Origin of the sequence: Goekera deserti, from assembly GCF_010685995.1 — a bacterium.
GTDB lineage: Bacteria > Actinomycetota > Actinomycetes > Mycobacteriales > Geodermatophilaceae > Goekera > Goekera deserti.
Window position 1 is genome coordinate 45,497 of the sequence record NZ_JAAGWK010000021.1, and the last position, 26,661, is coordinate 72,157.

General features: G+C 77.0%; 24 protein-coding genes. 11 read left to right on the top strand and 13 right to left on the bottom strand.

Going from position 1 to position 26,661, the window contains the following annotated elements:
- Positions 1-65 precede the first annotated feature (65 nt).
- Complete coding sequence (locus tag G1H19_RS14400) at positions 66-605, top strand: hypothetical protein (RefSeq protein ID WP_152731508.1); 540 nt, start codon at positions 66-68, stop codon at positions 603-605.
- Position 606: 1 nt separating this feature from the next.
- Here G1H19_RS14400 and G1H19_RS14405 read toward each other — a convergent pair whose 3' ends face one another.
- A complete protein-coding gene (locus tag G1H19_RS14405; protein ID WP_268895999.1) occupies positions 607-1,866 on the bottom strand; it encodes a LacI family DNA-binding transcriptional regulator in 1,260 nt (419 codons plus the stop codon).
- Here G1H19_RS14405 and G1H19_RS14410 point away from each other — a divergent pair.
- On the top strand, positions 1,790-3,007 hold the full coding sequence (locus G1H19_RS14410) for an MFS transporter (protein ID WP_162393354.1): 1,218 nt from the start codon (positions 1,790-1,792) through the stop codon (positions 3,005-3,007). The genes G1H19_RS14405 and G1H19_RS14410 overlap by 77 nt on opposite strands.
- 59 nt (positions 3,008-3,066) lie before the next feature.
- Here the strand turns inward: G1H19_RS14410 and G1H19_RS23335 are convergent, their stop codons facing one another.
- Together G1H19_RS23335 and G1H19_RS14420 are read right to left on the bottom strand one after the other, a co-directional pair.
- Positions 3,067-3,774, bottom strand: a complete 708-nt coding sequence (locus G1H19_RS23335; protein ID WP_152731510.1) for a class I SAM-dependent methyltransferase — start codon at positions 3,772-3,774, stop codon at positions 3,067-3,069.
- 11 nt (positions 3,775-3,785) lie between these two features.
- Complete coding sequence (locus G1H19_RS14420; protein ID WP_152731511.1) at positions 3,786-4,562, bottom strand: putative protein N(5)-glutamine methyltransferase; 777 nt, start codon at positions 4,560-4,562, stop codon at positions 3,786-3,788.
- Between the two features lie 146 nt (positions 4,563-4,708).
- On the opposite strand from G1H19_RS14420, the gene G1H19_RS14425 reads away from it, so the two are divergent.
- On the top strand, positions 4,709-5,239 hold the full coding sequence (locus G1H19_RS14425) for a GNAT family N-acetyltransferase (protein WP_162393355.1): 531 nt from the start codon (positions 4,709-4,711) through the stop codon (positions 5,237-5,239).
- Between the two features lie 44 nt (positions 5,240-5,283).
- Here the strand turns inward: G1H19_RS14425 and G1H19_RS14430 are convergent, their stop codons facing one another.
- A complete protein-coding gene (locus G1H19_RS14430) occupies positions 5,284-5,922 on the bottom strand; it encodes a hypothetical protein (protein ID WP_152731513.1) in 639 nt (212 codons plus the stop codon).
- Positions 5,919-7,280, bottom strand: coding sequence for a reverse transcriptase family protein (locus G1H19_RS14435; protein WP_152731514.1), 1,362 nt, complete (start codon positions 7,278-7,280; stop codon positions 5,919-5,921). The genes G1H19_RS14430 and G1H19_RS14435 overlap by 4 nt, the downstream gene beginning before the upstream one ends.
- Positions 7,281-7,680: 400 nt before the next feature.
- On the opposite strand from G1H19_RS14435, the gene G1H19_RS14440 reads away from it, so the two are divergent.
- Complete coding sequence (locus G1H19_RS14440) at positions 7,681-8,061, top strand: ATP-binding protein (protein ID WP_235928251.1); 381 nt, start codon at positions 7,681-7,683, stop codon at positions 8,059-8,061.
- A gap of 43 nt (positions 8,062-8,104) precedes the next feature.
- On the opposite strand, the gene G1H19_RS14445 is transcribed toward G1H19_RS14440, so the two are convergent.
- A complete protein-coding gene (locus tag G1H19_RS14445; protein WP_152731515.1) occupies positions 8,105-8,986 on the bottom strand; it encodes a trypsin-like serine protease in 882 nt (293 codons plus the stop codon).
- A gap of 87 nt (positions 8,987-9,073) precedes the next feature.
- Positions 9,074-10,996: a gamma-glutamyltransferase family protein gene (locus G1H19_RS14450; RefSeq protein ID WP_162393357.1), complete on the bottom strand. Its 1,923-nt coding sequence runs from the start codon at positions 10,994-10,996 to the stop codon at positions 9,074-9,076.
- A 1,727-nt stretch (positions 10,997-12,723) separates the two neighbouring features.
- On the opposite strand from G1H19_RS14450, the gene G1H19_RS14455 reads away from it, so the two are divergent.
- From G1H19_RS14455 to G1H19_RS14470, 4 genes are all read left to right on the top strand, one after another.
- Positions 12,724-13,668, top strand: a complete 945-nt coding sequence (locus G1H19_RS14455; protein ID WP_162393358.1) for a nucleoside hydrolase — start codon at positions 12,724-12,726, stop codon at positions 13,666-13,668.
- Positions 13,669-13,725: 57 nt separating this feature from the next.
- Complete coding sequence (locus G1H19_RS14460; protein ID WP_152731516.1) at positions 13,726-14,154, top strand: STAS domain-containing protein; 429 nt, start codon at positions 13,726-13,728, stop codon at positions 14,152-14,154.
- A 116-nt stretch (positions 14,155-14,270) separates the two neighbouring features.
- A complete protein-coding gene (locus G1H19_RS14465; protein ID WP_152731517.1) occupies positions 14,271-14,993 on the top strand; it encodes a GAF and ANTAR domain-containing protein in 723 nt (240 codons plus the stop codon).
- 97 nt (positions 14,994-15,090) lie between these two features.
- Entirely contained in the window at positions 15,091-15,693 is a 603-nt protein-coding gene (locus tag G1H19_RS14470) for a hypothetical protein (RefSeq protein ID WP_152731518.1), read from the top strand.
- Between the two features lie 170 nt (positions 15,694-15,863).
- Here the strand turns inward: G1H19_RS14470 and G1H19_RS14475 are convergent, their stop codons facing one another.
- The 3 genes from G1H19_RS14475 to G1H19_RS14485 all read right to left on the bottom strand — a co-directional run bounded on the left by G1H19_RS14475 (position 15,864) and on the right by G1H19_RS14485 (position 19,072).
- Positions 15,864-16,547, bottom strand: a complete 684-nt coding sequence (locus G1H19_RS14475) for an NYN domain-containing protein (protein WP_235928254.1) — start codon at positions 16,545-16,547, stop codon at positions 15,864-15,866.
- Positions 16,548-16,615: 68 nt separating this feature from the next.
- Positions 16,616-18,346, bottom strand: a complete 1,731-nt coding sequence (locus G1H19_RS14480; protein ID WP_152731519.1) for a sensor domain-containing protein — start codon at positions 18,344-18,346, stop codon at positions 16,616-16,618.
- A gap of 276 nt (positions 18,347-18,622) precedes the next feature.
- Complete coding sequence (locus tag G1H19_RS14485; protein ID WP_152731520.1) at positions 18,623-19,072, bottom strand: SRPBCC family protein; 450 nt, start codon at positions 19,070-19,072, stop codon at positions 18,623-18,625.
- A 158-nt stretch (positions 19,073-19,230) separates the two neighbouring features.
- Between G1H19_RS14485 and G1H19_RS14490 the strand changes: the two genes are divergently transcribed.
- A complete protein-coding gene (locus G1H19_RS14490; protein WP_235910168.1) occupies positions 19,231-19,746 on the top strand; it encodes an ATP-binding protein in 516 nt (171 codons plus the stop codon).
- 9 nt (positions 19,747-19,755) lie between these two features.
- Here the strand turns inward: G1H19_RS14490 and G1H19_RS14495 are convergent, their stop codons facing one another.
- The gene (locus G1H19_RS14495; RefSeq protein ID WP_162393360.1) at positions 19,756-21,042 is read right to left on the bottom strand and encodes a competence/damage-inducible protein A; all 1,287 of its coding nucleotides are present in this window, start codon (positions 21,040-21,042) and stop codon (positions 19,756-19,758) included.
- A 709-nt stretch (positions 21,043-21,751) separates the two neighbouring features.
- Between G1H19_RS14495 and G1H19_RS14500 the strand changes: the two genes are divergently transcribed.
- Together G1H19_RS14500 and G1H19_RS14505 are read left to right on the top strand one after the other, a co-directional pair.
- A complete protein-coding gene (locus G1H19_RS14500) occupies positions 21,752-22,408 on the top strand; it encodes a hypothetical protein (RefSeq protein WP_152731521.1) in 657 nt (218 codons plus the stop codon).
- Positions 22,381-22,725 (top strand): hypothetical protein, encoded by a 345-nt coding sequence (locus G1H19_RS14505; RefSeq protein WP_152731522.1) that lies wholly within the window; start codon positions 22,381-22,383, stop codon positions 22,723-22,725. The genes G1H19_RS14500 and G1H19_RS14505 overlap by 28 nt, the downstream gene beginning before the upstream one ends.
- On the opposite strand, the gene G1H19_RS14510 is transcribed toward G1H19_RS14505, so the two are convergent.
- Positions 22,667-24,622 (bottom strand): SpoIIE family protein phosphatase, encoded by a 1,956-nt coding sequence (locus tag G1H19_RS14510; RefSeq protein ID WP_152731523.1) that lies wholly within the window; start codon positions 24,620-24,622, stop codon positions 22,667-22,669. The two genes, G1H19_RS14505 and G1H19_RS14510, sit on opposite strands and share 59 nt — an antisense overlap.
- Before the next feature lie 44 nt (positions 24,623-24,666).
- Entirely contained in the window at positions 24,667-26,553 is a 1,887-nt protein-coding gene (locus G1H19_RS23340; RefSeq protein WP_193616543.1) for a serine/threonine-protein kinase, read from the bottom strand.
- Positions 26,554-26,661: the final 108 nt, after the last annotated feature.

A 26,661-nucleotide genomic window follows, 5' to 3' on the forward strand; every position in this document is an offset into this window, starting at 1 on the left:
CCTTTTCTAACACAGTTGTACTGCTATGGTTCCAGCACAACTGTGTCGGAACGAGGGGGTGCGGGATGATCGCCGCGATCATCGCCTGCGAGATCGGCTTTTGGGTCGTGCTGGGCGCCGGGCTGCTGGCCCGCTACGTGCTGCGCCGTCCGCGGCTGGGGGCGGCCCTGCTGGTCTGCGTGCCCCTGGTCGACGTCGTCCTCCTGGTCCTCACCGCCGTCGACCTCGGGCGCGGGGCAGAACCGGAGTCGGCGCACGGCCTGGCCGCGCTGTACCTGGGCTTCTCGGTGGCCTTCGGGCACGACATGGTGCGCTGGGCCGACGTCCGGGTGGCCCACCGGTTCGCCGGCGGGCCGCCGCCGGCCCCTCGCCCGCCGGCCGGCAGCCCGGCCCGGCAGGCCCTGGAGTGGCGGTCGTTCCGGCTCGCGCTGCTGGCCGCCGCCGTGGCCGCCACGGTGCTCGGCGGCCTGCTGCTGGTCGTGCCGGATGGCACCGACACCACGGCACTGCGCGACTTCTTCCCCGTCCTGGGCGTCGTGCTGGCGGTGTGGCTGGTCACCGGCCCGCTGTGGACCGCCCGCCGCCGGCCGGTGCCCACACCCTGAGTCAGCCGGGCGGCACCGGGCCGGTGGTGGTGCCCGGGCGCAGCTCGACCGGCAGCTCCACGTCGGCCGGGGTGCGCCCGGCCAGCAGCTCGGCCACCGCATGCCCGGCGGCGCGGCCCTTCGCCGCGGTCGGCTGCACGACCGTGGTCAGCCGCACCGGGGCCAGCCACGGCAGGTCGGCACCGTCGAAGCCGGCCACGCTGAGGTCGCCGGGCACCTGCAGGCCCAGGTCCGCGGCAGCCCGCAGCGCGCCGGCGGCGAGCACGTCGCTCTGCGCGACGAGTGCGGTCGGTCGATCCGCGGCGGGCACGTCGAGCACCAGGCGTGCCGCCGCCTCACCCTCCTCGACGCTGTTGCCGGCCGCCTCCACCGCGGGGGCACCCGGCAGCACCGAGCGCAGCCCGACCAGCCGCCGGCGGGCGTCCCGGTACACCCCGCGCGCCAGCCGCTCGGCGTCCACCGGCCCCCGCCGGCCGTCCAGCCGCATCGGCAGCGTGACGACGACGACCCGGGCGTGGCCCAGCCGCTGCAGGTGCCGGGCCAGCTCGGCGCTGCCCCGCTCGTCGTCGATGGCGATCAGCGGCACCCCGGCGGCGACCGGGCCCTCGACGGCGACCAGCGGGACGCCGCGGGCCTGGAGCAGCGTGAACGCCGGGTCGTCCTCCAGGCCGCAGGTGGCGAACACCGCGGCGTCCAGCGGCAACCGGGACAGCTGGGCCGGGCTCGGACCCGAGCGCATGGCGTCACCGGCCAGCAGCAGCAGGCCGACGTCGAGCCGGCTCAGCTCCTCCGTGAGGCCGTCGAGCAGCTGCACGGCCACCGGGTCGCGGAACGCGTACAGCAGGCGCTCGCCCACGACCGCCCCGACGACGCCGGACCTGCCGCTGCGCAGCGAGGCCGCCACCGGGTCCGGGCTGTAGCCCAGCTCGGCCGCGGCCGCCTGCACCCGCGCGCGCGTGGCCGCGGCCACCCGGCCGGCACCGGAGAGCGCCACGGAGGCAGTGGACGGGGACACCCCAGCCCGCGCGGCGACGTCCTCCAGCCGGGCTCGCTGCCGCACCGCACCCTCCGTCCGCCGGTGTTGCCGAATCGGTTTGACAAGGTACGGGACCACCCCCGACAGTGAGTGCCGAATCGATTCGGCACCAGGCTGGTCGACACGTACCGCACCGGGGGACCGCACCGTGGAGCAGCCGACCACCGCCGAGCACAGCGCCGCCCGGGTCGACCGGGCACGGGTCGCCGTCGGGGTGGTGTTCACCCTGAACGGGCTGGCCTTCGCCTCGTGGGCCGCCCGCGTGCCGGCCATCCGCGGCGCGCTGGACCTCAGTGCCGGCGGGGTGGCCCTGCTGCTGCTCTGCGTGTCCTCCGGCGCGCTCGTCGCGCTGCCGCTGTCCGGGGCGCTGGTCGCCCGGGTCGGCGCGTCACGCGCGGTCGTCGGCGGCGTGCTCACGGTGGTGCTGGGGTCGCTGACCATGGCCCTCGGGCTGGCCACGGCCACCGCCGCGCTGGTCGGCGCCGGGCTGTTCGTGCTCGGGCTGGGCACCAGCACCTGGGACGTCGCGATGAACATCGAGGCCGCCGACGTCGAGCGCCGTCTGGGCCGCACGATCATGCCCCGCTTCCACGCCGGCTTCAGCCTGGGCACCGTGCTGGGCGCAGGCGTGGGCAGCGGCTGCGCGGCGATCGACGTCCCGCTGCAGGTGCAGCTGCTGCTCACCACCCCGGTCGTGCTGGGCGCGGTGCTCGCCGCCCGGGCGTTCCTGCCCGTCACCGCACCCCCGGACGACGGCACCGCACCGGCCGGCCCCCGCCCGTCGGCGCTGTCGGCGTGGCGCGAGCCGCACACCCTGCTGCTCGGCGTGATGGTGCTGGCGTTCGCGCTCTGCGAGGGCATCGCCAACGACTGGCTGGCCCTGGCGCTGGTCGACGGCTACGACGCCACCGAGGCGCTGGGCGCCGCGGTGTTCGGCGTGTTCGTCGCGGCGATGACCCTCGGGCGGCTGGTCGGTGGCACGGTGGTCGACCGGCTGGGCCGGGTGGTGGTGCTGCGGGTCAGCGCGGCGGTGGTCGCCGCGGGGGCGCTGGCCGTCGTGGTCTCACCCGGCCTGCCGGGCGCGGTCGCCGGGGCAGCCCTGTGGGGCGTCGGGGCGTCGCTGGGCTTCCCGCTGGGCATGAGCGCCGCTGCCGACGACCCCGCGCACGCCGCCGTCCGGGTGTCGGTGGTCGGGTCGATCGGCTACTGCGCGTTCCTCGGCGGGCCGCCGCTGGTGGGGCTGGTCGCCGAGGGCTCCGGGGTGCGCAGCGCGCTGGTCGTGGTGGTGGCCGCAGCGCTGGTCGGCCTGCTCACCAGCAGCGCCAGCCGCTCCCGGAGGGAGCCGGCAGCCGCCGCTCAGGCCTGAGGGGTGCGCCCGTGGGCACCGGCGTGCGCGGCCAGGACGTCGTCCCGGGCCTCATCGACTCAGCGGGGCCGTTCGGCGAGCACCCAGCGCTGCGGTGGGAAGGTGCGCGGGACCCGCTCGTGCCGCAGCACGCGCAGACCGTCGGCGGTGAACCACGCCGCGAGGTCGTCGGTGCCGGCCAGGTCGCTGACCGCGACGGTCCCGCCGGGTGCGAGCACCCGGGCCATCTCGCCGGCGGCCCGGCGGCGGCCGGCGTCGTCGATGTTGTGCAGGCACAGGCTGCTGAGCACGACGTCGACGCTGCGGTCGGGCAGGTCGAGCTCCCGGGCGTCGACGGTGCGCGCGTCGACCCGGTCGGCGACGCCCTCCAGCCGGGCGTTGCGGCGCAACCGGTCCACCCCGTTGCCCGAGAGGTCGGTGCCGACCCACAGGTCCACGCAGTGCACCCGCCCGCGCGGCACCCGGCGGGCGGCGCCCAGCCCGAGCAGCCCGGCGCCCGACCCGACGTCCAGCACCACCTCGTCGCCGCGCCAGGTCACCGCGTCCAGCAGCCGGTCGCGGAGCAGCAGCTTGCCGCTGCGCACGTAGTCGACGCCCAGCCCGGCCGGCACCAGGGCGCCGGCCGCGGCGACCGCGAGCGCACCCGCCCACCGGCCGCGGCCGGCCCGCGCGGCCAGCACCGCGCCGAGCGACGTCAGCGCACCGGAGCCGGCCAGCCCGAGCACGTAGGGCCAGCCGTCGACGCCGTAGCTCGCGCGGGAGGTCACGCCCGGGGACGCTAGAGCACGCGCGCGCCGACCACGACGGTGGCGCACAGCTCGTCGGAGGTCAGCACCCGGGCGTCCAGGCCGCCGTCCCGGACGGCCCGCACGGTGAGCGGAGCCTGGTCCTGCCCGGTCTCGACCAGCAGGTGTCCCCCGGGTGCCAGCCACTCCCCGGCGCCGGCGGCGACGCGGCGCTGCACGTGCACGCCGTCGTCCCCGCCGTCCAGGGCGGTGTGCGGCTCGTGGTCGCGCGCCTCGGGCGGCATCAGCGCGATCGCGTCGCTGGGCACGTACGGCGCGTTGACCACCAGGACGTCGACCCGGCCGCGCAGCCCGGCGGGCAGCGCCTCGTACAGGTCGCCGACGTGGGCCTGCCCGCCGAACGCGGCGACGTTGCGCCGGGCGTGCCCGACGGCGACCGGGTCGACGTCGGCGACGTGCAACTGCACGCCCGGCACGCGGGCGGCCACCGCGGCACCCACCGCACCGCACCCGCAGCACAGGTCCACCACGACGGCGCCCGGGGCGCAGCGGGCGACGGCCTCGGCGACCAGGAACCGGGTGCGCCGGCGGGGCGTGAACACCCCCGGGCCCACCGACATGCGGGTGCCGCAGAACTCGACCCAGCCGAGCAGGTGCTCCAGCGGCAGACCGGCCACCCGGGAACGGACCAGTCCGTCCAGCTCCGCCGGCGACGCCGCGGCCACCAGCAGCAGGTCGGCCTCCTCCTCGGCGAACACGCACCCGGCGGCCCGCAGCCGCGCGGTCACCTCGTCCCGGACGGCACTCATCCGCGGCTCCGCGCGCAGGTGTGCACCACGCCGCCACGGCGTGCGACCGGCTGGTGCCGCGCGGGGCTGCTCACGGACTGAGTGTTCGCCGCCGGCCGACACCCGGGTCGTCGACACCGGCCGGGAGGCCGTGGTCGACTCGCACGGTGCCCGTACCGCTGACCACCGCCCGGCTGACCCTGCTGCCGTGGGCACTCACCACCGAGGCACACCGGGACGGCCTGGTCACCGCCTGGGACGACCCGGAGGTCTGGCACTGGGTCGGGGCGGGACGCGACGGGTTCACCCGCGCCGACCTCGACAGCGCGATCGAGCGGGCGACCGCGCAGGGCCGGCTGGACGACGAGTTCCTGGTGGTGCGCACCTGCGACGGCACCGTCCTGGGCGTCTGTGGCCTGTACCCGTCGTCGAACGACGGCGGTGACCCGGCCGAGTGGGACCTCGGCTACCGCTACGGCCGGCTGTCCTGGGGCCAGGGCCACGGGTTCGAGGCGGCAGCTGAGGTGCTGCGCTGGGCGCGGGAGGAGCGGGGCCTGCGCCGGGTGGGCAGCAACGCACAGCTGCCGAACGAGGCCAGCCACCGGATCCTGCGGCGCCTCGGCTTCACACCCATCGGCACCCGCCCGGACAGCCGGGACCCGGCCCGCACCACGCTCTGGTATGCCTGGACGGCGTAGCCGGCGGCATGCCCCCTGCTGTCGTGTCACCTGTGGGTGTCGCTTCACCCGCGGGCGTCCAGCGCCAGCCGGACCAGCAGGGTGAGCGGCACCAGCGCCGCCACCGCCCACCGCCGGGTGGAGCGGTGCCCGGGCAGCACCAGGACGACGAACCCCGCCACCAGCACGTCGGCCAGCAGCTGGACCGGCCGGGTGCCCAGCTGCTCGGACAGCGCCTGCGCCCACAGCCGGCCGACCGCACCCCGGGCCAGCGTCACCGCACCCGCGAAGGCCAGCAGCAGCCCGGGCAGCGCGCCGGCCCGCCGCGTCGCCGTCCAGACGGTGACGCCGAAGGCCGGCACGGCGGTGACCGAGAGCAGCAGCCACAGCGGCAGCTGCACGCTCCAGCCGAAGTCGAGCACGCCGGCCGCCCAGGAGTAGTAGGCGACCGTCATGGCGCAGAAGAACACCGCCGACCGGACGGCGGCCGCCCGCGCGCTGCCCGCGCCCCGCGCCAGCAGCGCCACCGCGAGCACCCAGGCCGCCGGTAAGGTGCCCAGGTCGGCGGCCCACCGCCACGGCGACTCGTCGGCCGCCTTGGCCGCCGCACCGGCCAGGGCGCCCAGGCCGGCGAGCAGCACCAGCAGCCGCCGCTCCCCCACCGCCGCGGGTGGCCGCACCCGCGCCGGGTCGATGGAGCTCACGACGCCGGCCCGGACCAGTCCACCCGGTCGAGCAGCGCCCGCAGGCGCCGTCCCCGCTCGGGGTCCAGCTGGGCCACCCACGCCACCCGCCCGGTCAGGTGCGCGCGCAGGTCGGGGTGCTCGGCCAGGTCGCGCGCCGACGGGCCCCGGCGGGCGGCGTTGAACAGCTGGGCGCGCAGCGCGTCGTACTCCGGGCGGGGCACGGTCGGCCGCTCGTTGACCACGATGCCGGTGACCGACTGCCGGCTGCCCCGCCCGCGCACCCGCGTCTTGTCCACGTTCAGCCGGAAGCCCTCCTCGCGCACCACCGCACCCACCCCGCTGATCAGCGGGCCCGCCCGGAACCGCCCGGAGAAGGTGAGGTCGTCGGCGTACCGCGTGTAGACGGCGCCGACCGAGCCGGCGTACCCGGCGAGCCGGCGGTCCAGCCGCTGCGCGCACAGGTTGGCCAGGTGCGGCGCGCTGGGGCTGCCCTGCGGCAGGTGCGGTGCGGCCAGCGCCCGGCGCAGCGCCGACCGCTCCTGGTCGTCGCCGCCGGCGGGCATGGCCCGCAGGTCGGCGACCGGGGTGGCCACGGTGCAGATGCCGGCCAGCGCGGAGGCCACCGGCTCGGGGTACCCGGCGGTGCGCAGCACCCAGTACACCCGGCGCACGTGCACGGTGGCGAAGAACGACAGCAGGTCCATCGAGACGACGACGCCGGCCCCGACGTGCTGCCGCGCCCCGGTCAGCGCGCTGCGCCCCGGCACGAAGCCGTGCGCCGCGGGGTGCGCCGGCACGGGTGCCAGCACCTGGTCGAGCACGAGCCGGTGCACCCGGCGCAGCCGCGGCGTGGGCACCTCCAGCAGCCGGGGCGTGCGGCCGGGCCGGGGCAGCCAGGCGCGGCGGTAGAGGTGCAGCCGGCCCGGCGGGTCGAGGCGCTGGCGGCCCTGTCCGTCGGCGTACCAGGCCACGTGTCCCGGGTCGACGTCCAGCAGCCGGGCCAGGTCCCCGAGGTCGTCCAGCGGGACGACCGGCCAGCGGGTGCGGCCCATCGCGGTGCTGGCGGGCAGCCGGCGCACGACCCGGACCGGCGCCCGGCGGCGCCTGCCCCGGGCGGTGACCGTCGGGTTGCCGGCCAGCAGCCCGGCCTCCAGCGCCGAGCTGGCCGCGAGGAACCCGGCCAGTTCGCCGGGGGCGTCCCTCGGCGGCTCCTGGTACGCCGTCGCCGCGGTGACGGCGACCGCCGCCAGCCAGGGCGGCCGGGCGCCGATCACCAGCTCGGCGCGGGCCAGCAGGGCCGAGGGCAGCCACACCGGTGCGCCGAGGAACGCGTCGGCGAGCGCCCGGGCGACCTCCTGGCCGCGGTCGGTGCTCACCGGGCAGGGGGTGCGGTGGGGCGGTTCGGCCAGTCCCGTCGTGCGGGCGTTGACCTGCGCGGAGCGCAGCGACACGCCTGCGTCGTGGTGGTGGAGGCTCCCTGCCGTGCCCGGGGCTGCCCCGGAGCTGCCGGTCCGCAGAGCGGTCCGGCGACCTCGACCCGTCCCCACCGCACGCGAGCACCCTCTCACCCGGGGCCGACGATGCGCCGCTTTCCATGAGGTGCATCACAATGTGTTTGGGAACTGGGTGATGAACGCAAGCACCTGCCGACGGGTCATGGCGGCGGCACCCGGAACGAGGCAGGGAGACCAGGTGGCCGGGAGGGCAGACCGGCGCCTGTGGTCCCCTGCTGCGGCCCCCGCGGTCGGGGCGGGGTGGAGCTGGTCACTGGCCCGGGTGAGCGACCTGCCCCGCGTGCGGGCCGAGCTCCGCCGTCACCTGGTCGGCGCCGGGGAGCACCGCGATCCGGACGCGGTGGCCGACGCGACCGACCAGCTGGTGCTCGCCTTCGACGAGATGTCCAGCAACGCGCTGCGGCACGGCGGCGGCGGGGTGGTCTCCTCGGTGCGCGGTTGCACCGGCGGCTGGCTGGTCGAGGTCTGCGACGACGACGCCCACACCTCGCCCACACCCGCCGTCGACCGCGACCCCAGCCAGGGCGGGCTCGGCCTGTACCTGATCGCCGAGCTCGCCGTCGACCACGGCTGGCAGGTGCGCGCCGGGCACAAGGCCGTCTGGGCCGTGCTGCCCTGGCCGGCACCCGCGCCCCCCGCCTGACGGCCCCGTCCGCCCGCGGCGGGACGGGGCCGGGCGCGGTCCGTCAGGCGGCGGGCGTCACGCCGAACGTCGCCAGCCAGTCCTGCACGACGCCGATGTCCACCCGCTGCAGGCCGTCGATGTACCGGCAGTTGTCGGTGCGTCCGTAGCTGGTCACCGTGACGATGTCGCCGTCCAGGAACGACGGGCCCCCGGAGTCACCGAAGCAGGAGCCGCCGCCGGCGCGGTTGTCGTTCTCGTTGCCGTTGGTCTGCAGGATCTGCGGCGTCAGCTTCTGGCCGATCGCGTCGGTGTAGCGGCGCACGATCGGGTAGCTCATCGGGGTCGGCTTCTGCGGGCCGGCCACCGGCTTGCGCACCTCGGTGCCGTAGCCCACGACCGTCACCGCCGTCTTGTTCAGCGCCGGCTGCGCCACCTCGTCGAGCGCGCCCCGGTCGGCGATCGACGCCGGCGTGATGCCCGCCACCGGCTCGGCCAGCTGCACCACGCCCACGTCGTTCCAGTTGTCCAGGTCGGTGAAGTCGGAGTAGGCGGGGTGCGTCGACGCGGTGCCGATCCGCCACTCCCCGTCGTCCGCCCCGAGGTCGCCGGGCTGGAAGCCGAGCGCCGGGTCGGCCGCGGTCGGGATCTCGGCGGCGGCCTCGGTCGGGGTGCGGGCGACGTCGGGGTCGAAGGTCACGATCGTGCCGCCGGACGTGCCGAACGTGCAGTGCCCGGCCGTGAGCAGCACGTCGGGCTGGACCAGCGTGGCGGTGCAGCGGTACCGCACGCCGTCGTCGTAGAACAGGATCAGCCCGACGTTGGAGTACCTGTTGGCGAGGTCCTCGGTGCCGCCGGTGATGGCGCCGGCCGTGCCCGGGGCGACCAGCCCCGCGGCGACCAGTGCCGCGGTCCCGATGGCCAGAGTGGTGAGCCTGCTGCGCATGTGCGTGTCCCCTGTGTCCGCTGTGCACGACCGGTTGGTGAGCACATCTGAGGACATCGGCGAAGCAGTGTCAACGCCGGGGCCCGGTCAGCGCCCGGCGGCGTACCCCTGCATGCCGCGCGGGTTCGCCGCACCGCGCAGGACGCCGGTCTCCGGGTCACGGGAGACCGCCGACAGCCGGCCCAGCGACCACGGCCCGGACACCGTGACGTCGTGGCCGCGGCGGCGCAGCTCGGCGATCACCTCCGGCCCCACCCGGTCCTCCACGACGACCTCGCCCGGTGTCATGTCCCGCGGGTAGAAGGACGACGGGAAGCTGGTGGTGTGCCAGGCCGGGGAGTCGATGGCCTGCTGCAGGTCCATCCCGCCGGCGGTGTGCGCCAGCCAGAAGCACAGCTGCCACTGCTCCTGCTGGTCGCCGCCGGGCGTGCCGAACGCCAGCGCGGGCACCCCGTCGCGCAGCGCGAGCGACGGGGTCAGCGTGGTGCGCGGCCGCTTGCCCGGCGCCAGCGAGTTGGGCAGGCCCGGCTCCAGCCAGAACATCTGCCCCCGGGTGCCCAGGGCGAAGCCCAGTGACGGGATGACCGGGGAGCTCTGCAGCCAGCCCCCGGACGGGGTGGCGGAGACCATGTTGCCCCAGCGGTCGACGACGTCGACGTGGCAGGTGTCGCCGCGGGTGGTGCCCTGCGGGGTGACCGACTGCTCGCCGGTCCGGGAGTCCACGCCGGGGACGACGTCCGCGTCGGCCCGGGCGACCGTCGGCTCCCCGACGCCGGCCGCGGCCGGTCGTGACGGAGCGGTCCCGCTCGCGGCGCGGACGGCGAGCTCAGGGAGCCGTGGCGGGCGCCCGTCGGGTGACCCGGGCCGCAGCTCGGTGCTGGCCCGTTCCCCGATGAGCGCCCGCCGCTCGGCGGTGTACTGCTGGGACAGGAGCGCCTCCACCGGGACGTCCACGACGTCCCCGCCGAGCGGCCCCCAGGTGCCGGGGTCGCCGTACCAGGCCTCCCGGTCGGCCATCGCCAGCTTGACCGACTCCACACAGCTGTGGATCAACTCGGCCGTGACGAAAGGCGTACCGGGTGACCGGTCGGACGACCCGACTGCCGGATCACCGTCCAGCATCGCCAGCGCCTGGAGCAGCGAGGGTCCCTGCGACCAGGGGCCGGCCTTCGCGAGCGTCCATCCACCCCGGTCCAGCGTGACCGGTGCCTCGTACGTCGGCGTCCACCCTGCGAGGTCCTGCCCGGTCAGAAACCCGGTGTGCGCACGACCGGAGTCGTCCATCACGGGGTACCGGCAGAACTCGTCGATCGCCTCGGCGACGAACCCCTGGTACCAGGCAGCCAGTGCCGCGTCGATCTGAGCCTCTCGGGTGGCACCGCGCGCTGCGACGAGCAGTCGGCGGTAGGTCGAGGCGAGGACCGGGTTGCGGAACAGGCGGCCGGCGGCGGGGGGTGCTCCGTCGGAGGTGAGCCAGGTGGCGGCCGAAGTGGGCCAGTGGGTGCGGAAGTGCTCGGAGACCGAGGCCACGGTCGCGGCCACCCGCGGGTGCACGGGGTGGCCGGTCTCTGCGTACTCGATGGCGAAGCGGAGGACGGCGTCCAACGGCTGGGTGCCGTGGTCGCGCAGGAGCGTCAGCCAGGCGCCTACGGCGCCCGGGACCGTCGCCGGGAGGAGTCCCGTCCCGGGGACCAGGTCGAGGCCGAGATCGCGGTGGGCAGCGATCGTCGCAGCGCTCGGGGCTGTCCCCTGACCTGCCAGGACGGTGGGCCCCGACCCGGCCCCGCCCGGCTGCCCCCGCCCGTCCCCGCGGGCGAAGAGGACGGGGACCTCCCCGCCCGGGCCGTTGAGGTGCGGCTCGACGACCTGGAGGGTGAAGCCGGCAGCGACTGCCGCGTCGACGGCGTTGCCGCCGCCCTCGAGGACGGCCATCCCAGCGGCGCTGGCGAGCCAGTGCGTGGAGGCGACCATGCCGAACGTGCCCGAGAGTTCCGGTCGGGTGGTGAACACTCCCGCACGATAAGCGTGACGACGGCGGACCGTCGGGGGGCGGGCAGGCCACAGGCCTGCAGGGTCGGCTGCGGGGCCGCGGGCGGGCGGTACGGCTGGTGCGAGGCGTGGCCGGAGGGCTGCCACACGTCGCGGGCGGCCATCCGCCCGGTCCACTGCACCGGCGGGTGCGCCGCGGCACGGCCGGCGAGCAGGCGTGCGGTGCCGGCCGGCGACGCCGGGGCGCGCAGGGCGGGCGCCGAGGGTCGCGGCGCGACGGTGGTGTGCCGCAGCGCGGCCGGGGCCGGGCGGGGCACGACGCGGGCGGGGGCCGGGGCCGGCGGCGCGGCCGGCACCAGCCGGGTCCCGGACACCGCGGCGTCGTGCCGGGCGGGGGCCGGGGCCAGCGGCGTCGGCGAGCCGGGGCGCAGCTGGAACGGGCTGGTCACCCCGCCCTGCCCCCGGACCCCACCCGTGCCCGGCGACCGGAACGGGCCGGGGCGGCGGTCCCGGCGGGTCACCCACACCTCGCGCCGGGACAGCCCGGCCGGCCAGCCGGACGAGCCGGCGGGGACGGCCGCCTTCGCGGGCGGGGGCGTCAGCGGGGCGCTCGGCCGCTCACGGACGGGGGCGGGGTCGTCGTCGTCGGGGTGCCGGTGCCGGGCGGTGACCGGGTCGGGTCCGTCCAGCACGAGCCGGTGCACGACCGGCTGGGGGGGCCGGTTCCAGGCCAGCCAGGCGCCGTCCGGCCCGGAGCCCCAGGAGCCCAGGGCGCGCCAGCCGCCGCGCAGCCGCGCCGCCAGCCCGCGGCGCGGGGTGGCGTGCACCGTCGGCACGGCGTGCCGGGCCGGGGTGCGCGTCCCGGCGTCGGTGCCGCGGGAGAGCACGGTGGACCCGGAGGGCGACCAGGCGGGGACGAACACCGCGGGCAGCTGCTCGGGCTGCAGCGGGCCCCGCTGGCGCTGGGCCAGGGCCGGCCGGGCCGGGCGGGCCTCGGCCGGGCGGGCCGCCACGGTGCGCGCCGGGACCCACGGGGCGGGCGCGGCGCGGCGCCGGTCCGGGCTGCTGGTCACCGGCGCACCGGTGGTGCCGGTACGGGGCGCCGCCGGGCGGGGGCGGCGGGCCTCGGAGGGTCGGGCGAGCACGGCGGCGCCGTCGGTCGCTCCTGCTCGGCCCCCGGACCCCGCCCTGGCCGAGCCGTCCCGGCGGGTCGCGCCGGTGCGCTGGGCGTGGCCGGGGGTGCGGCCGCCGTCCGGGGTGCCGGTACCGGAGAGAGGCGTGCCGGACGAGGTCCGCGGCCGGGGTGTGGCCGTGGACAGGTCGCCCGTGGGGCTGTCGGTGGTGCGGCGGATCGCCATGGCGTTCTCTCCGGGGAAGAAGTGGCCGCAGCCGGGGAAGGGACTGCGGTCGAGGAGAAAGATAGGGATCCGGACACCCCGCGCTCGCCTCCTGGGACACGCTCTGGAAGGCGCGTGACCCAACCGTTGTGCCCGCCCCGCCGGCGGGCCGGTGAGCGCCTCCCCCGGCACCCACAAGTCGACTTGCTCGCCCCCGACCTGCGGTTTCATCGGTCAGCGACGGTCGGTCACCCCGGCGGCACGTACCGGGTCCCGGCGTGTCGGGTCTCGTCCGGGGCGCCGCGCGGGCCGGCCCCGGCCGACCCGGGCCCGGCGCGGCAGGTCGCGGGTGGGGGCGGCCGGACCCGTGCGCGCGGCCCGGCCGTGGCGGCGCTCTGGTGGGATGGCCGCGTGACCTCCCGCATCCCGCTCGTGATCGACACCGACCCGGGCGTGGACGACGCCCTCGCCATCCTGCTGGCCCTGGCCAGCCCGGAGGTCGACCTCCGGCTCGTCACCACCGTGCACGGCAACGTCGGCCTGGCGCAGACCACCGAGAACGCGCTGCGGGTGCTGCACCTGGCCGGGCGCAGCGACGTGCCGGTCGCCGCCGGCGCCGCCGGGCCGCTGGTGCACCCGGTGCCCGAGCGCGCCGGGCACGTGCACGGCGTCACCGGCCTGGGCGGCGTCGAGCTGCCGCCGTCCCCGGCGACGGTGGACCCGCGGCCGGCCGTCGTCGCCCTGGCCGAGCTGCTGATGAGCTCCGACGAGCCGGTCACCGTGGCACCGGTGGGCCCGCTGACCAACATCGCCCTGCTGCTGGCCGTGTACCCGGAGGCGGCGGCCCGGATCGGCCGGCTGGTGTTCATGGGCGGCTCGGCGACCCGCGGTGGGAACACCACCGCCGCCGCCGAGTTCAACATCTGGGCCGACCCGGAGGCCGCCCATGCGGTGCTGACCTCCACGCTGCCCACCGTCATGGTGGGGCTGGACGTCACGCTGCCGACGGTGCTCGACGACGCCGGCACGGCCCGGATGGCCGCCGGTGGACCGATCGGCGCCCGGGCGGCGGCGATCCTGGGGCACTACGCGGACTTCGCGCGGACCGCCTACGGCGTGGACGGCGTGGTGGTGCACGACGCACTGGCGGTGACCGAGGCGATCGTCCCGGGCACCCTCACCACGGTGCGCCGCGACGTCGTCGTGGACACCACGCAGGGGGCCGCCCGGGGGCAGACCCTGGTCGACCGGCGCCGGGTGTCCGACCGGCCCAGCGCGGTCGAGGTCGCCGAGCGCGTGGACAGCGCCGCCGCCGTGGAGTTCCTGGTGACCCGGATCGCCGGGCTGACCGGCTGACCGCCGCGCCCCGGCAGCGGGCAGCCCGGGTGGCAGGCGGCAGGGCCGCGACGCACGATGGGGGCACGGTCCGGCGGCACGCCGGACGCGGCCGCAGCCTCCAGGAGGCCCGTCATAGCGACGACCAGCACGGACCCGCACGACCTGCCGTTCTCGGTCGAGCTCCGGCACCCGGACGACGGGGACGTCGTCGCCGCGGTGGCCGGGGAGCTCGACGCCGCCACCAACCCGGCCCTGCAGCAGGCGCTGCTGCGCGCCCTGCGGGAGGCGCGCGAGGTGCTCACCGTCGACCTGGAGGGCGTGACCTTCTTCGGCTCCGCCGGGGTCACCGCACTGGTCTGGCTGAGCCAGCACCCCGAGGCGCACGGCAAGCACGTCCGGGTGATCGCCACCAGCCGGGTGGTGACCGGACCGCTGGAGCTCACCGGGCTGCTGGCCAGACTCGACGTCCAGGGCATGCCGCCCGCCGGTCCGAGTACGACGTGAACTCGCCGGGCAACCGAGACGTTGCGGGTCCGGTGGAGCGCACTTAGATTGGGCGCCACCCGTCGGTCCGGGCCAGCCCACGGCCCGACACCGGCAGGACGAGAGGCGAACCACCCGTGACCGAGGCATCCGGGCCGCACCACGACGGCGGCCGGGTCGACTTCCTGCGGCTGCTCGCGGACACCGACGACCTCACCGCCTTCCTGCAGCAGGTGATCCAGGACGTGGTCGAGCACACCCCCGACGCCGCCTCGTGCGGCCTCACGCTGGAGCGCAACCGGCACGGGGTCACCGTGGCCAGCAGCGACGAGCTGGCCTCGCACGCCGACGCCCTGCAGTACGACGGTGACACCGGCCCCTGCCTGGACGCGATGCGCAGCGGTGCCGTGGTCACCGTGGACGACATGGCGGCCGAGCGGCGCTGGTCGCCGTTCCCGCAGCGGGCCAGCGCCGTCGGCGTCGCCGCCTCGCTGTCGCTGCCGCTGGTGATCGGCCAGGAGGGCCGCGGCGCGCTCAACCTCTACGCCCGCCGACCGCACGCCTTCGGCGCCGAGGACGAGGCGCGGGCCCGGCAGTGGGCCGACCAGGCGACCGGCGCGCTGGTGGTGGCGGCCCGGCTGGCCCGGCACCAGGACACCTCGCGGCAGATGGCCGAGGGCATGGAGAGCCGCTCGACGATCTCGCGTGCCGTGGGCCTGATCATGGGCCGGCAGGGCATCTCGGCCGACGCCGCCTTCGACGTGCTCAAGTCGACGTCCCAGCAGACCAACACCAAGATCCGGGACCTCGCGGCGCGCTACCTCGCCGACTACGAGGACCGGCTGCGCACCGGGGCCTGACCACGTCCCGCCAACTCGGTGGCACACGACGGGTGTGGGCTCGCCACAGCGGGTAGTGCGCTGGTGCCCCACAGTCTCGTCACCAGGAGTTCATCCCATGGCCCGCAACACCCTCTCCCGCCAGCTGCACGACGTCGGTCTCGCGGCCTGGTTCGGCGGCACGCTCGCCAACGCCGTCGCCCTGAACGCCGCGGCGGCCGAGGCCGGCAGCGACTCCCGCACCGGCGCCGTCGCCAACGCCGGCTGGGACCGCTGGACCCCGGTCAACGCCCTGGCGATCGGTGCCCACCTCGTCGGCAGCGTCGGCCAGCTCGGCGCCAACAAGACCCGCATCGCCCAGCAGCAGGGCGTGGCCGGCATGTCCACCGCGAAGACCGCGCTGACCGTCGCCGCCCTCGCCGTCACCGGCTACAGCCGGGTGCTCGGCCAGCGCGTGTCCGCCGCCGGCGCCGTCCCGTCCAAGTCGGGCACCAAGCCCACCAAGCGCACCCGCTCCGACGCCGCCGCAGCCCAGGCCCAGCTGGACAAGCTGCAGTGGGTCATCCCGGCGCTGACCGGTGCGCTGGTCGCGATCAGCTCCTACGCCGGGGAGCAGCAGCGCCCCGAGGAGGTCATGCGGGGGACGGTGCTGAAGAACAACACCGCCACCGACAGCACGGTCGCCGCCGGGGCGGCCACCACCCCGACCACGGTCAGCTGACCTCCGGCGGACCAGGGGAGAGCGGACCGTCCCCACTGCGGGGGAAGCAGGGGACGGTCCGCTCCTGCCCAGGATGCGGTGCACCGCGGCCCGAGAGCAGGGCCGCGGCACCCTCGTCACCCCCGCGGGTGAGCGGGAGCGGGTGCAGCCCGGCGGCTGGGCCCGGCGTCTCAGCCGCGCCGGTTGAGGAACGACATCGCCGCCTCGCGCAGGCTCCTGGTCGGCCGCAGCCAGGCACCGTCGACCGGCAGCGCGTCCAGCCGCACCCGGTCCAGCGGGGCCGCGAAGGCGCCCGGCACGTCCTCGATGTCGATGAAGTGCAGCAGCTCCGAGCTGATGGCGTAGCCCGCCACCTCGCTGAACGCGACCACGACGACCTCGGTGCCACCGCGGGCCAGCTGCTCCAGTGGCTCGGCGAAGTTGCGCCCGTCCCCGGAGAAGACCACCAGCCGGCGCAGCTCGTGGCTGTGCGCCCGCACGTCGATGTGGTCGAGCATGGACTGGTCGATGTCGTCGTCCGGCTGGCTCTTGGGCCGGGCGAAGACGGCGTACCCGAAGCTGCGCAGCGCCTCCACCCAGCGCTGCAGGGACGTGACGTGCTGCGGCGGCACGTTGGCGAACACGCAGGCCTCGACCTCGGGCGCCCCGGGTGCGTCCGGGTCGCCGGCCCCCTCGACGAACCAGGACGCGATCGCGTCGAAGCGCGGCCGGGACGCCGGGGTCGGCCGGGCGCCGATCACGTTGGCCAGCGTCATGTCGATGTTCGGGGCGTCCCAGACCAGGAGGTCGAGCGCGGCGCGCCCACCCCCGGTCGGGTCGTCCCGCTGCCCTGCACCGTCGTCGACGTCAGTCACCACCGCAGTCTGCCCGACCGGACCGCCCGGTGCGGACGACCGCCGGCGCCGACGCGCCCGCACTGGGGTCAGGCGGTGTCCAGCCACGGGGACGGGTCGGCCACCCGCGCCTTCATCCAGCGGCCCAGGTCGGCGGCCGGCATCGCCCGGGCGAACAGCCACCCCTGTGCGTAGTCGCAGCCGGCCTCGCTGACCATCCGCAGCTGGTCCAGGGTCTCCACGCCCTCCGCCGTCGAGCGCAGCCGCAGGCTGTCGGCCAGCGCGACGATCGCCGACATGACGTCGACCCCGTCGGAGGCGCAAACACCCTGCAGCAGCGACCGGTCCAGCTTCAGGGTGTCCATCGGCATGGCGAGCAGCCGGGCCAGGGTGGACCAGCCGGTGCCGAAGTCGTCGATCGCCAGCCGGACGCCCATGGCCACCAGCTCGCGCATCTGCTCACCACCGCGCACCGGGTCCTCGGCGATGCTGGTCTCGGTGAGCTCGAGCACCAGGTGGTCGGCCGGCAGGTCGTGCGCCGACAGCGCCCGGCGGACGTCGGCGACCAGGGTCCCGGAGCTCAGGTGGCAGGCGCTGATGTTGATGCCCACGCTCACGTCGACGCCCTCGACCGCCCACTCGGTGGTCTGCCGGATGACCTCGTCGAGCAACCAGCGGGTCATCGGCACCACCGCGCCGGTCTCCTCGGCGACCGGGATGAACGAGTCGGGCATCATGAGCCCGCGCTCCGGGTGCCGCCACCGGATGAGCGCCTCCAGCGCGCTGGCCTTGCCGCTGGGCAGGTGCATGATCGGCTGGTAGTGCACCTCGAGCTGGTCGTAGGTGGCCGGGTCGGCCAGCTTCGTGGCGACCTCCAGCCGCCAGCGCGCGGCGTCCCGCAGCTCGCGGGTGAACAGGTGGACGCGGTCGCGGCCGGCGCCCTTCGCCGCGTACAGCGCGGCGTCGGCGTCCCCGATCAGGGTGTCGGCGTCCACGCTGCCCGTGCGGCCGGCGGAGCTGGCCACGCCGATGCTCGCGGTCAGCGACAGGCGCATGCCGGCCAGCGCGAACGGCTCGGCGAAGGCGCCGCGCAGGTCCTCGGCGAGGGCCAGGCCGCGTTCCCCGTCGCAGTCGTAGGCCAGCACCAGGAACTCGTCGCCGCCGAGGCGGCCCATCACGTCGCTGACCCGGGCCCGGCGGCCCAGGCGGTCGGCCAGCACCCGGATGAGCAGGTCGCCGACCTGGTGGCCGAGGGAGTCGTTGACGGTCTTGAAACCGTCGACGTCGAGGTAGAGCACGGTGCAGGGCTGCGGCCCGGAGAGGGCATCGGCGACGAGCCCGTACAGCCGGGCGCGGCTGGGCAGGGCGGTCAGCGGGTCCAGCCCCGCCTGCCAGGCGCGCGTCTTCTCGTCCGACACCCGACGGGTCACGTCGGTGTGGGTGATCACGATGTTGCCCGCGTCGTCGATCCGGGAGGCCTCCAGGTGGAACCAGGCACGGCCCGAGCGGATGGAGCAGGAGTACTCGTACTGGAAGCAGGCGGTCGAGCCGTCCATCACCGCGGAGAGGCCGGCTCGGATGGCCGAGCAGTCTGAGGTGGGCAGCACCCGGGCCATGGCCGCGTGGTAGTCCGCACCCTCCCCGCGGCGCTCGACGCCCTTCGGCAGCAGCGCCTCGCCGGCCTCCCACCACGCGCGGTTGGCCCAGCCGATGAGCCCGCCGGGTTCCATCACCACTGTCGGCGAGGGCAGCGCGTCCAGTGCCGCGCTGCCCAGGTTCGGCTCATGCATGTCCGGGCTCGCCACCTCGACGGTCAGCACGACGACGTCCGCCGTCGCATGACGCGGGCATGCGGCATCGGAGTTCCTCGGATGTCTGCCTCCCCGGCCGTTCCCCCACCCCGTGTGGCGTCGGATCTGTGGGGATCCGAGGCCGGGCCTTCCTGGCAACCTTCGCGCGATCTCAGGGAGTAAGGGAGCGGCAACGCGCTGTCGCAGCGTGTTGCATACAGAGCGTGAGTGGCATGGCCGACCTGTGCGACGAGTCACGCCCCAGGAGTCACATCCATGTAGTTCGTCGTGGGGTGCGGTCCCGGTTCACCCGTACGCTTGCGGCCCCGGGGGTGGCTCCGCCGGGGTACCCGGGCGACCCGGGTCCATGGTCACCAGCCGGTGCAGGGCGAGCTGGGCCAGCGGTGTGTAGCCGGCCAGCACGGGCAGCGGACCGCGCATCCGCAGCCCGGTCGTCGACCCGCCCCCGGGTGCCCCGGCCACCCAGTGCTCGAGTGTCAGCCGGACCGGCCCGGCCTGCACCTCCCAGGTCCACGAGCGGGCGGCCCCGTCGACCTGGAGCACCGTGAACGGCACCCGGACGGCGAGCGGACCGTGCACGCGCCCGGTCACCCCCGGGGCGATCCGCGGCGCGCTCGCGTCGGCGCCGAGGATGTGCGGCGACCACTCCGACCAGCGGCGCGGCAGGGCGTAGCGCTCCCACGCCTCCGCGGGCGCGACCGGGCCGGTGGCGTGCAGCGTGAGGGTCGATGCCATGACGGCATACTGCCCACGGACGTCGCCCCGGCAACCTGCGCGGTCGGCGTCCCCCGTCCTCCCTCCTGCGGTTCGTGACCCCGACCGTCAAGATGGGGGCCCGGTCGGCACCGCGCCGGCCGACCGTGGCCGCACACCGTTCCCGGGAGGCTCAGCAGATGGCCCAGTCGAGGTGGTCGCCGGCGCCGGTCCCCGCCGTCTCCGGTGACGTGTGGCGGTGGAGCCTGCCCGCCATCAGCCACCTGACCCGGGTGCGCGGCGATCTCCGGGCCCGGGTGACCCACCCCTCGGTGATCCTGAACAGCTCCGAGGACGCCCGCGACGGCCTGTTCCTCGTGTTCGAGGAGCTCGCCTCCAACGCGCTGCGGCACGGCGGCGGCGAGGTCACCGCCCTGGTCGTCGTGGAGCAGGACGGCTGGCTGCTGAGCCTCAGCGACGAGGCCCCTGACCGCCCGCCGGTGCCGGCCGTCGACCGGGACCCCTCGCTCGGCGGCATGGGCCTCTACCTGGTGGCCGAGCTCGCGTGGGCGCACGGCTGGTGCGTGGACGGCCGGCGCAAGGACGTGTGGGCCCGGCTGTCGGCCGGGGTGCCGGAGTCGCAGGACGGCCCGCCCCCCCGCGAGGCGCGCCTCGACCCGCCCACCCCCCGGCAACCCCGGCACGACGAGGACTGAGCGGGCCGCTCAGGCCGGCGGGCCACCGGCCAGCAGCGACCGCAGCAGCTGCATCGCGACCGTGACCGTGCGCTCCCGCACGGCCTGGCGCGAACCCGGCACCACCAGGGACCGCTCGCGCGTCCCGTCCGGGCCGACGGCGCACAGGTGCACGGTGCCCACCGGCTTGGCCTCGGAGCCGCCCCCCGGCCCGGCGATGCCGGTGACGCCCACCCCGACGTCGGCGCCGAACGTCTCGCGCGCCCCGGAGGCCAGCGCGGCCGCGACCTCCGTGCTCACCGCGCCGACCCGGGCCAGCAGCTCGGCGGGCACGCCGAGGAGCTGCTGCTTGGCCGGGTCCGCGTAGGCCGTGACGCCCCCGAGCACCCAGCCGGAGGAGCCCGCCCGGGCGGTGAGCCGGGCGGACAGCAGCCCGCCGGTGCACGACTCGGCCGTGGCGACGGTCAGCCCGCCGTCGGCCAGCGCCCGGGCCACCAGGTCGTCCACCGTGGACCCGTCGGTGGACACCAGCGTGCCGGCGTACTCGTCCCGGACCGCGGCGAGCAGCGCGTCGTACCGCGGCTGGGCGTCCGGGGCGTACCGGGTGACGATCTCGAGCTCGCCGTCGCGCAGGCAGGTGGTCACCTCCAGTCCGTCCAGCGCGCTCTCCAGCCGGCGCAGGGTGACCGCGAGCGTGCTCTCCTGGGTGCCCCACAGCCGGATCGTCTGCTGCCGCAGCTCGACACGCGCGCCCAGCGCCGCCTGCACCGTCGGGTCGGCGACCGCGTCCGGCCACATGCCCTGCAGCTCCGAGGGCGGGCCGGGCAGCACCAGCACGAGCGGCCCGCTGCGCCCGGCGGCCGGCGGCACGACCAGCCCCGGGGCGGTGCCGACCGGCTCCAGCACCGTGGAACCCGCGGGCACCCGGGCCTGCTTGCGGACGCCGGCCGCCGCAGCGGCCGGGTCCACCCGCCAGTTCCGCCGTGCGCTCAACCGCTCGACGACGGCCGCGATCCGGTGCTCCAGCTCGGGGTCGACCTCCGACGGGCGGTGCTGCCACGTGCCGACGACCTCGGCGGTGAGGTCGTCCGCCGTCGGGCCGAGCCCCCCGCTGGTGACCACCAGGTCGACCCCGGTGCCGGCCAGGAAGTCCAGCGCCGCCCGCACCTCGCCCGGCCGGTCGCCGACCACCACCACGTGGCCGACGTCGACACCGAGCACCCGCAGCTGCTCGGCCAGCCAGGGGCCGTTGCGGTCGGCCACCCGCCCGGTCAGCACCTCGGTGCCGGTCACCACGATGCTCGCCCGCGCTGTCACCCCTGCGACCCTAGGCTCCCCTCCCCCCGCCCCCCGCCGAGCAGGCACCACCCCTCGCGCCCTCCCGCCAAGATGGCCATCTTGGCGGGGAGTTCGTGTCGGTTCCTGCGCCGACCGACCGGGCGGGCGGACGGGAGGCGGCGGGGTGGCGGGTGCGGGGGCCGTTGCCAGCCGACGTCGATACGGTGGTCCGACGACCCGACCCGGACGGGGGCGGGCACGCCCGCCGCCGGTCCGGGGCGGTGAGGTGGAGAGGACCCGAGTGACCCAGCCCCCGCGCGACCGGCCCGCGGACGACGAGCCGCACACGCAGTCGATCGCCGTCCAGAAGGCCGCTCCCGCGCAGCCGGGTCCCCCGCCGGACGGCCCTGCGCCGGGCGCGTACCGGTCCGACGCCGGCCCCGCGGCGGGTGACCCGGCGTCCGGCGGCTGGTCGCCGGGCGGCTGGCAGCAGGGCGGGTGGCCGCAGGAGGGTGGTCCGCAGGGCGCCTCGGCGTACCAGCCCGGCGGCCCGACGCACCAGCCCGGCGGTCCGGGACCGCAGTCCGGCGGCACCGGGCAGTACGAGGGCACGGGTCCCCGGTACGGGGGGCCCGGTCCTCGGTCCAGCGGGCCGGTCCCCGTCGTGCACCCGTCCGCCGGGACCGTGCCCGGGGTGCCGGCCGGGTACCGGTCCGAGGTGCCGTCGGGTCACCAGCCCAGTGGCCCCGTGCCGGACCACCCCGCGGGGACGGCGTGGCCCGACCCGGCCGCCGGCCCGCCGTTCGGCGCCCCTGACGGCGCCCCTCAGCGGGGGCAGGACCCGCCCACCGCCGTCCAGCCGGCGGTGGGCCCCTGGCAGCAGCCGACCGACGTCGTGCCGCCGTCCCCGCCGGGCTGGGGCGCGCCCGGGCGTGAGCACGTGCGGTCCACCGGGCCGGTCGACCAGGTGCCGGTGCCCCCGGCGCTGCGCCCGGGCCGCGTATCCGGGCCGGCCGACGCCGGCGAGGGGTCCCCGCGCGCCCGGGACCGTGCGGCCCTGACCGGTCTGGCCCTGGCCGCGCTGGCGCTGGTGGTGCTGCAGGTCGGGCTGTCGCTGCGCTTCGACGACGGCCCGCGGCTGTGGGAGGTGCTGCCCACGTGGTCGGCGTTCGCCACGGTGGCGGTGCTGCTGCTCGCCGTCCCGGTGGCGGCGCGGTCGGGTCGGGCCGGTGGCGTGGGAGCGGGCACGGCGTGGCAGGTGGCCGCGGGTGGGGTGGCCTGCCTGGCGGCCTTCTGGGTCCTCGTCGTGCTGCCGTTCGTGGCCAGCGACCGCGGGTTCACCCTCACCGCGGCGCTGGCGCTGGCGGCGGGTGCACTGTGGCTGTCGCCCGGCCGGACGCGGTGACGCCGGCGGCCCGGCGCTGGCTGGCCCTGGCCGCCGTGCTGGCCGTCGTCTCCCTCGGGCTGCCGTGGACCGCCGCCGGCACGGTCGGTGCCGCCGCCCCTGCCCGGGCCCTGGTGGTGGGTGCCGGGGTGCTGGCCGTGGTGGGCCTGCGCACCCGTGCCCCCGCGGCGCTCACCGCGGCCCTCGCCGTCGGGGTGTCCGGGGTGCTGCTCGGCGGGCTGCAGGTGACGCCCGGCCGGCTGGTCCTGGCTGCGGCGGTCAGCTCCCTGGCCCTGGGCCTGCGCGGCGCCCGTCCGGCTCTGCTGCGCCGCGGCTGACCGCGGGGGCCAGCGCCGGGTCGTCGCGGTGCACGCGCAGGGCCAGCAGGGCGACGTCGTCGTCGGTGCCGCCGGACAGCTCGGACAGCAGCTCGTCGCAGAACCGCTCCAGCGGCAGGTCGCGCAGCTCGGTGACCCGGTCGACGAGCCAGGCCGCGCCCTCGTCCAGGTCCGGCCCGCGCCGCTCGACGAGCCCGTCGGTGTAGAGCAGCACCGTCGACCCGGGCGACAGCAGCAGCTCGTGGTCCGAGCGGGCGGCGTCGGGGTCCAGGCCCAGCAGCAGCTCCGGCCGGGTGTCCAGCAGGCGGACCGCACCCGCGGGGTCCACCAGCAGCGGCGGCGGGTGGCCGGCGTTGGACCACCGGAGCCGGCGGGGCCCACCGCCCGTGACGGGACCGTCCGGCTCGGCCTCGATGGTGGCCAGCAGCCCGGTGGCGTAGGTGCCGACGGCGAGGTCGCGCATCGCCCGGTCCAGCGCCGAGAGCACCTCCGCCGGGGTGCCGGGCAGGGCCGAGGCGATGCCGCGCAGCACGTTGCGCACCTGGGCCATCGCGGCCGCCGCCTCCTGGTCGTGGCCCGAGACGTCCCCGATGACCAGGGTGGTGCGGCCGTCGGCCAGCACGAACGAGTCGTACCAGTCGCCGCCGACCTGCGCCTCGCGCGCCGCGGGCAGGTACCGGACGGCGATCTGCAGGTGCTCCGGTTCCGGGGGCTCGGTCAGCAGCGTGCGCTGCAGCGCCTCCGCCAGCCCCCGGACGACGACGAGCGTCTCCCGCTCGGCCTCCCGGACCCGCAGCCGGTCCAGGGTCTGGGCGCACTGCACGGCGAAGGCCACCATCAGCTCGCGGTCGGCGGCCGGGAACTCCTGCGGCGCGGCCCAGCCGAGGGTCAGTGCCCCGAGCACCCGGTCACCCACCCGCAGCGGCAACGACGCCCACGCCTGGCACCCCGTGGTCCGGGCCACCTCGGCCATCGCCGCGCAGTACGCGAGGCTCTCCGCCGCGTCGCGCAGCAGGACCGGGCGGCCGGTGCGGGCCGCCACGCTGGCCGGCAGCGGACCGTCCAGCGGCAGGTGGGCGTACAGCTCCTGCGCCTCGCGGCCCAGGCCGTCGGTGATCACCATCTCCAGGACCGGCCCCCGCCGCACGGCCACCGCGCCGCCGTGCGCGCCGAGCGCCGACAGCCCCCGGGTCATCACGACGTGGGACAGCTCGGCGACGGACTCGGCGCCGGCGACCTCCAGCGCCACGGCCGCCAGCGCGGCCAGCCGGCGCGCGGCGGCCGCCTCGGCGTCCCGGGCGTGCTGGAGCTCCACCCCGCGGGCGTACAGGCTGCTCTCCGCCTCCACGACACGCCGCCGCCACGCCTCCCCCCGCGCCGCCTCGTCGACCCCGCGCGCCATGTCGGTGACGTACTCGGTGATGTCCTCGACGCGCTGCAGCAGGTGCCGGCAGCGGCCGAGCTCGTCGGGCACCGGGATGCTGGTCAGGCTCCAGAAGCGCGGCGTCGTGCCACCCGCCCCGTCCGGGACGGCGTACTCCTGCACCGGCATCGTGTCCGGCCGGCCGGTGTCCCGGGCCCGCTCCAGCGACACGCGCACCGGCGACCCGCCGTCCGGGGCGGTGACCGGGCTGCCCGGGAACACGTCGACCAGCTCGTGGCCGACCAGCTCGGCCAGGGTGCGCCGAACGGTGCGCAGGTAGGCCGGGTTGGCGTCCAGGACCACCAGGTCGGGATCCAGCACCAGGTACGGCGTGGGCATCGCGAGGAACACGGCCGCCCGGTCGGCCGGCGACAGCGCCGCCACCGGACGGCGCCCGGCGGCCGGTGGCGAGGGCGGCGCCGGCCGCCGGCGCCCGGCAGCCGCCGTGCGCACCCGCGCGGCGGATGCCCGCACCGCCCGGAGCAGCCGCGGTCGGCGCGCAGCCCCGCGGTCGGCGTTCAGCGGCCGTTCCCGTTCCCGTTGCCCCTGCCGTTCCCGTTGCCGTTGCCGTTGCCGTTGCCCGGGCTGTCGTCCTCGTCCTCGTCGCCGTCGTCGCCGCCGTCACCGCCGCCGTCGTCCCCGGTGGCGGTCGGGGGCGCCGGGGCCGGTGCGGGAGCCGGGACAGGGGCGGGCTCGGGGGCCGGGACCGGGGTGGCCCCGAGCGAGGTGCCGGTGGTCGCACCGACCGGGGCACCGGGGTCGGTGGTGGCGCCCGCGGCGTCGTCGACGGGCACCGCGTAGCGCACCACGACGGTGTCCCCGGCGCTCAACGGCCGGCCCACCGGGTCCAGCGAGGTGACCAGGTCCGGCGCCCGGTCCGAGCGGGGGTCGGGCACCGGCTGGACCTGCAGGCCTCGTGCCTCCAGGTCGGCGGTCACCTCGGCCAGTGGCCGGCCGACGTGGTCGGCCGCGGCCAGTACGGCCGCGGCGGACGAGGAGGGCGCCGCCCCGGTGGCGGCCGGCGTGCGGGCGGGGGTGCCCGACCCGGCCAGCAGCAGGACGGTCGCCGCGCCACCGACCAGCACGGCCAGCACGGCAGCCAGGACGGCGACCGTGCGCCGGCGCACCCGGGACGCCGCGGCGTCGGCCTGGCTGTCCCGGGGCTGCGGGGTCTCCCCGGTCGTCGTGGCCAGCTCGGAGAACAGCGGGAAGGTGTCCGTCGGCCCCGGTCCGCCGCCGGTCAGTGGGATGCCGGGCGCGCCGGCGGGCAGGGCCGCCGCGGGCAGGCCCCCCGTGGGCAGGGCCGCCGCGGTCAGGGCGGCCGCCGTCGGGGTGGTCTCCGTCGGGCTGGCCGCCCTCCCGGGGGGCGGGCTCGGCACGGGCGCGTCCGCGGCGGCCGGCGACACCTGCGCGCCACCCGCTCCGCCGGGCAGCGGTGCCCCGGCTCCGTCGGCCGTGGGCAGCGGAGCCGGGCGGGACGGAGCCGAGCGGGACGGAGCCGGGCGGGACAGGGCCGGCAGAGGCAGGGCCGGCAGCGACAGGGCCGGGAGGGGCCGGCCCGCGCGCACCGCGTCGACGGCGGCGACGAAGGCCGCGCCGTCCGGGATGCGGGCAGCCGGGTCCTTGACCAGGCACGCGTCGACGAGCTCCCGCACGCCCGCCGGCACGTGCAGCGGCAGCGGGTCCGGCCGGCTGCGCAGCTGCATCAGCGCGATGGCCACCGAGTTCTCGCCGTCGAAGGCCCGCCGGCCGGCGAGGCACTCGTAGGCGATCATCCCGAGGGAGTAGACGTCGCTGGCCGCCGTCGCGGGCAGCCCCTGGGCCTGCTCGGGCGAGAGGTACTGGGCGGTGCCGACCACCTGGCCGGTGCGGGTCAGCGGCACGCTGCCGGCCGACCAGGCGATGCCGAAGTCGGTCACCTTGACGGTGTCGTCCGGGCACACCAGCACGTTGCGCGGCGTCACGTCGCGGTGCACCACGCCGGCGGCATGGGCCGCGGTCAGCGCGAGCCCGGTCTGGCGCAGCAGGTGCAGCGTCCGCTCGGCAGGCAGCCCGCCGGACCCGTGCAGCACGTCCGACAGCGGCACGCCGTCGACCAGCTCCATCACCAGGTACGCCACGTGCTCACCGGAGTCGCCGGCCGGCTGCTGCTCGCCGTAGTCGAAGAGCGCAGCGATGTTGCGGTGCCCCACCGCGGCGGTGTGGTGGGCCTCGCTGCGGAACCGGCTCAGGAACACCGGGTCACCGGTGTACTCCGAACGCAGCACCTTCACCGCCACCGGGCGGCCCAGCAGGGCGTCCCGCCCCCGCCACACCTGGCCCATGCCGCCGGTGGCGATCAGGCTCTCGAGCTCGTACCGGTCGCCCAGCACCCGGACCGGGACGCGGCGCACCGGCTCACCCATGCCCGCTCCTCGTCCGTCCCAGCCCCGCACCGGTGCACAGGTTGCCACGTCGGGCGCCCGCCGGCCGCCCCACCCCGCGGTGTGTCCCCGCCGGTGTGCGCGGGTCCG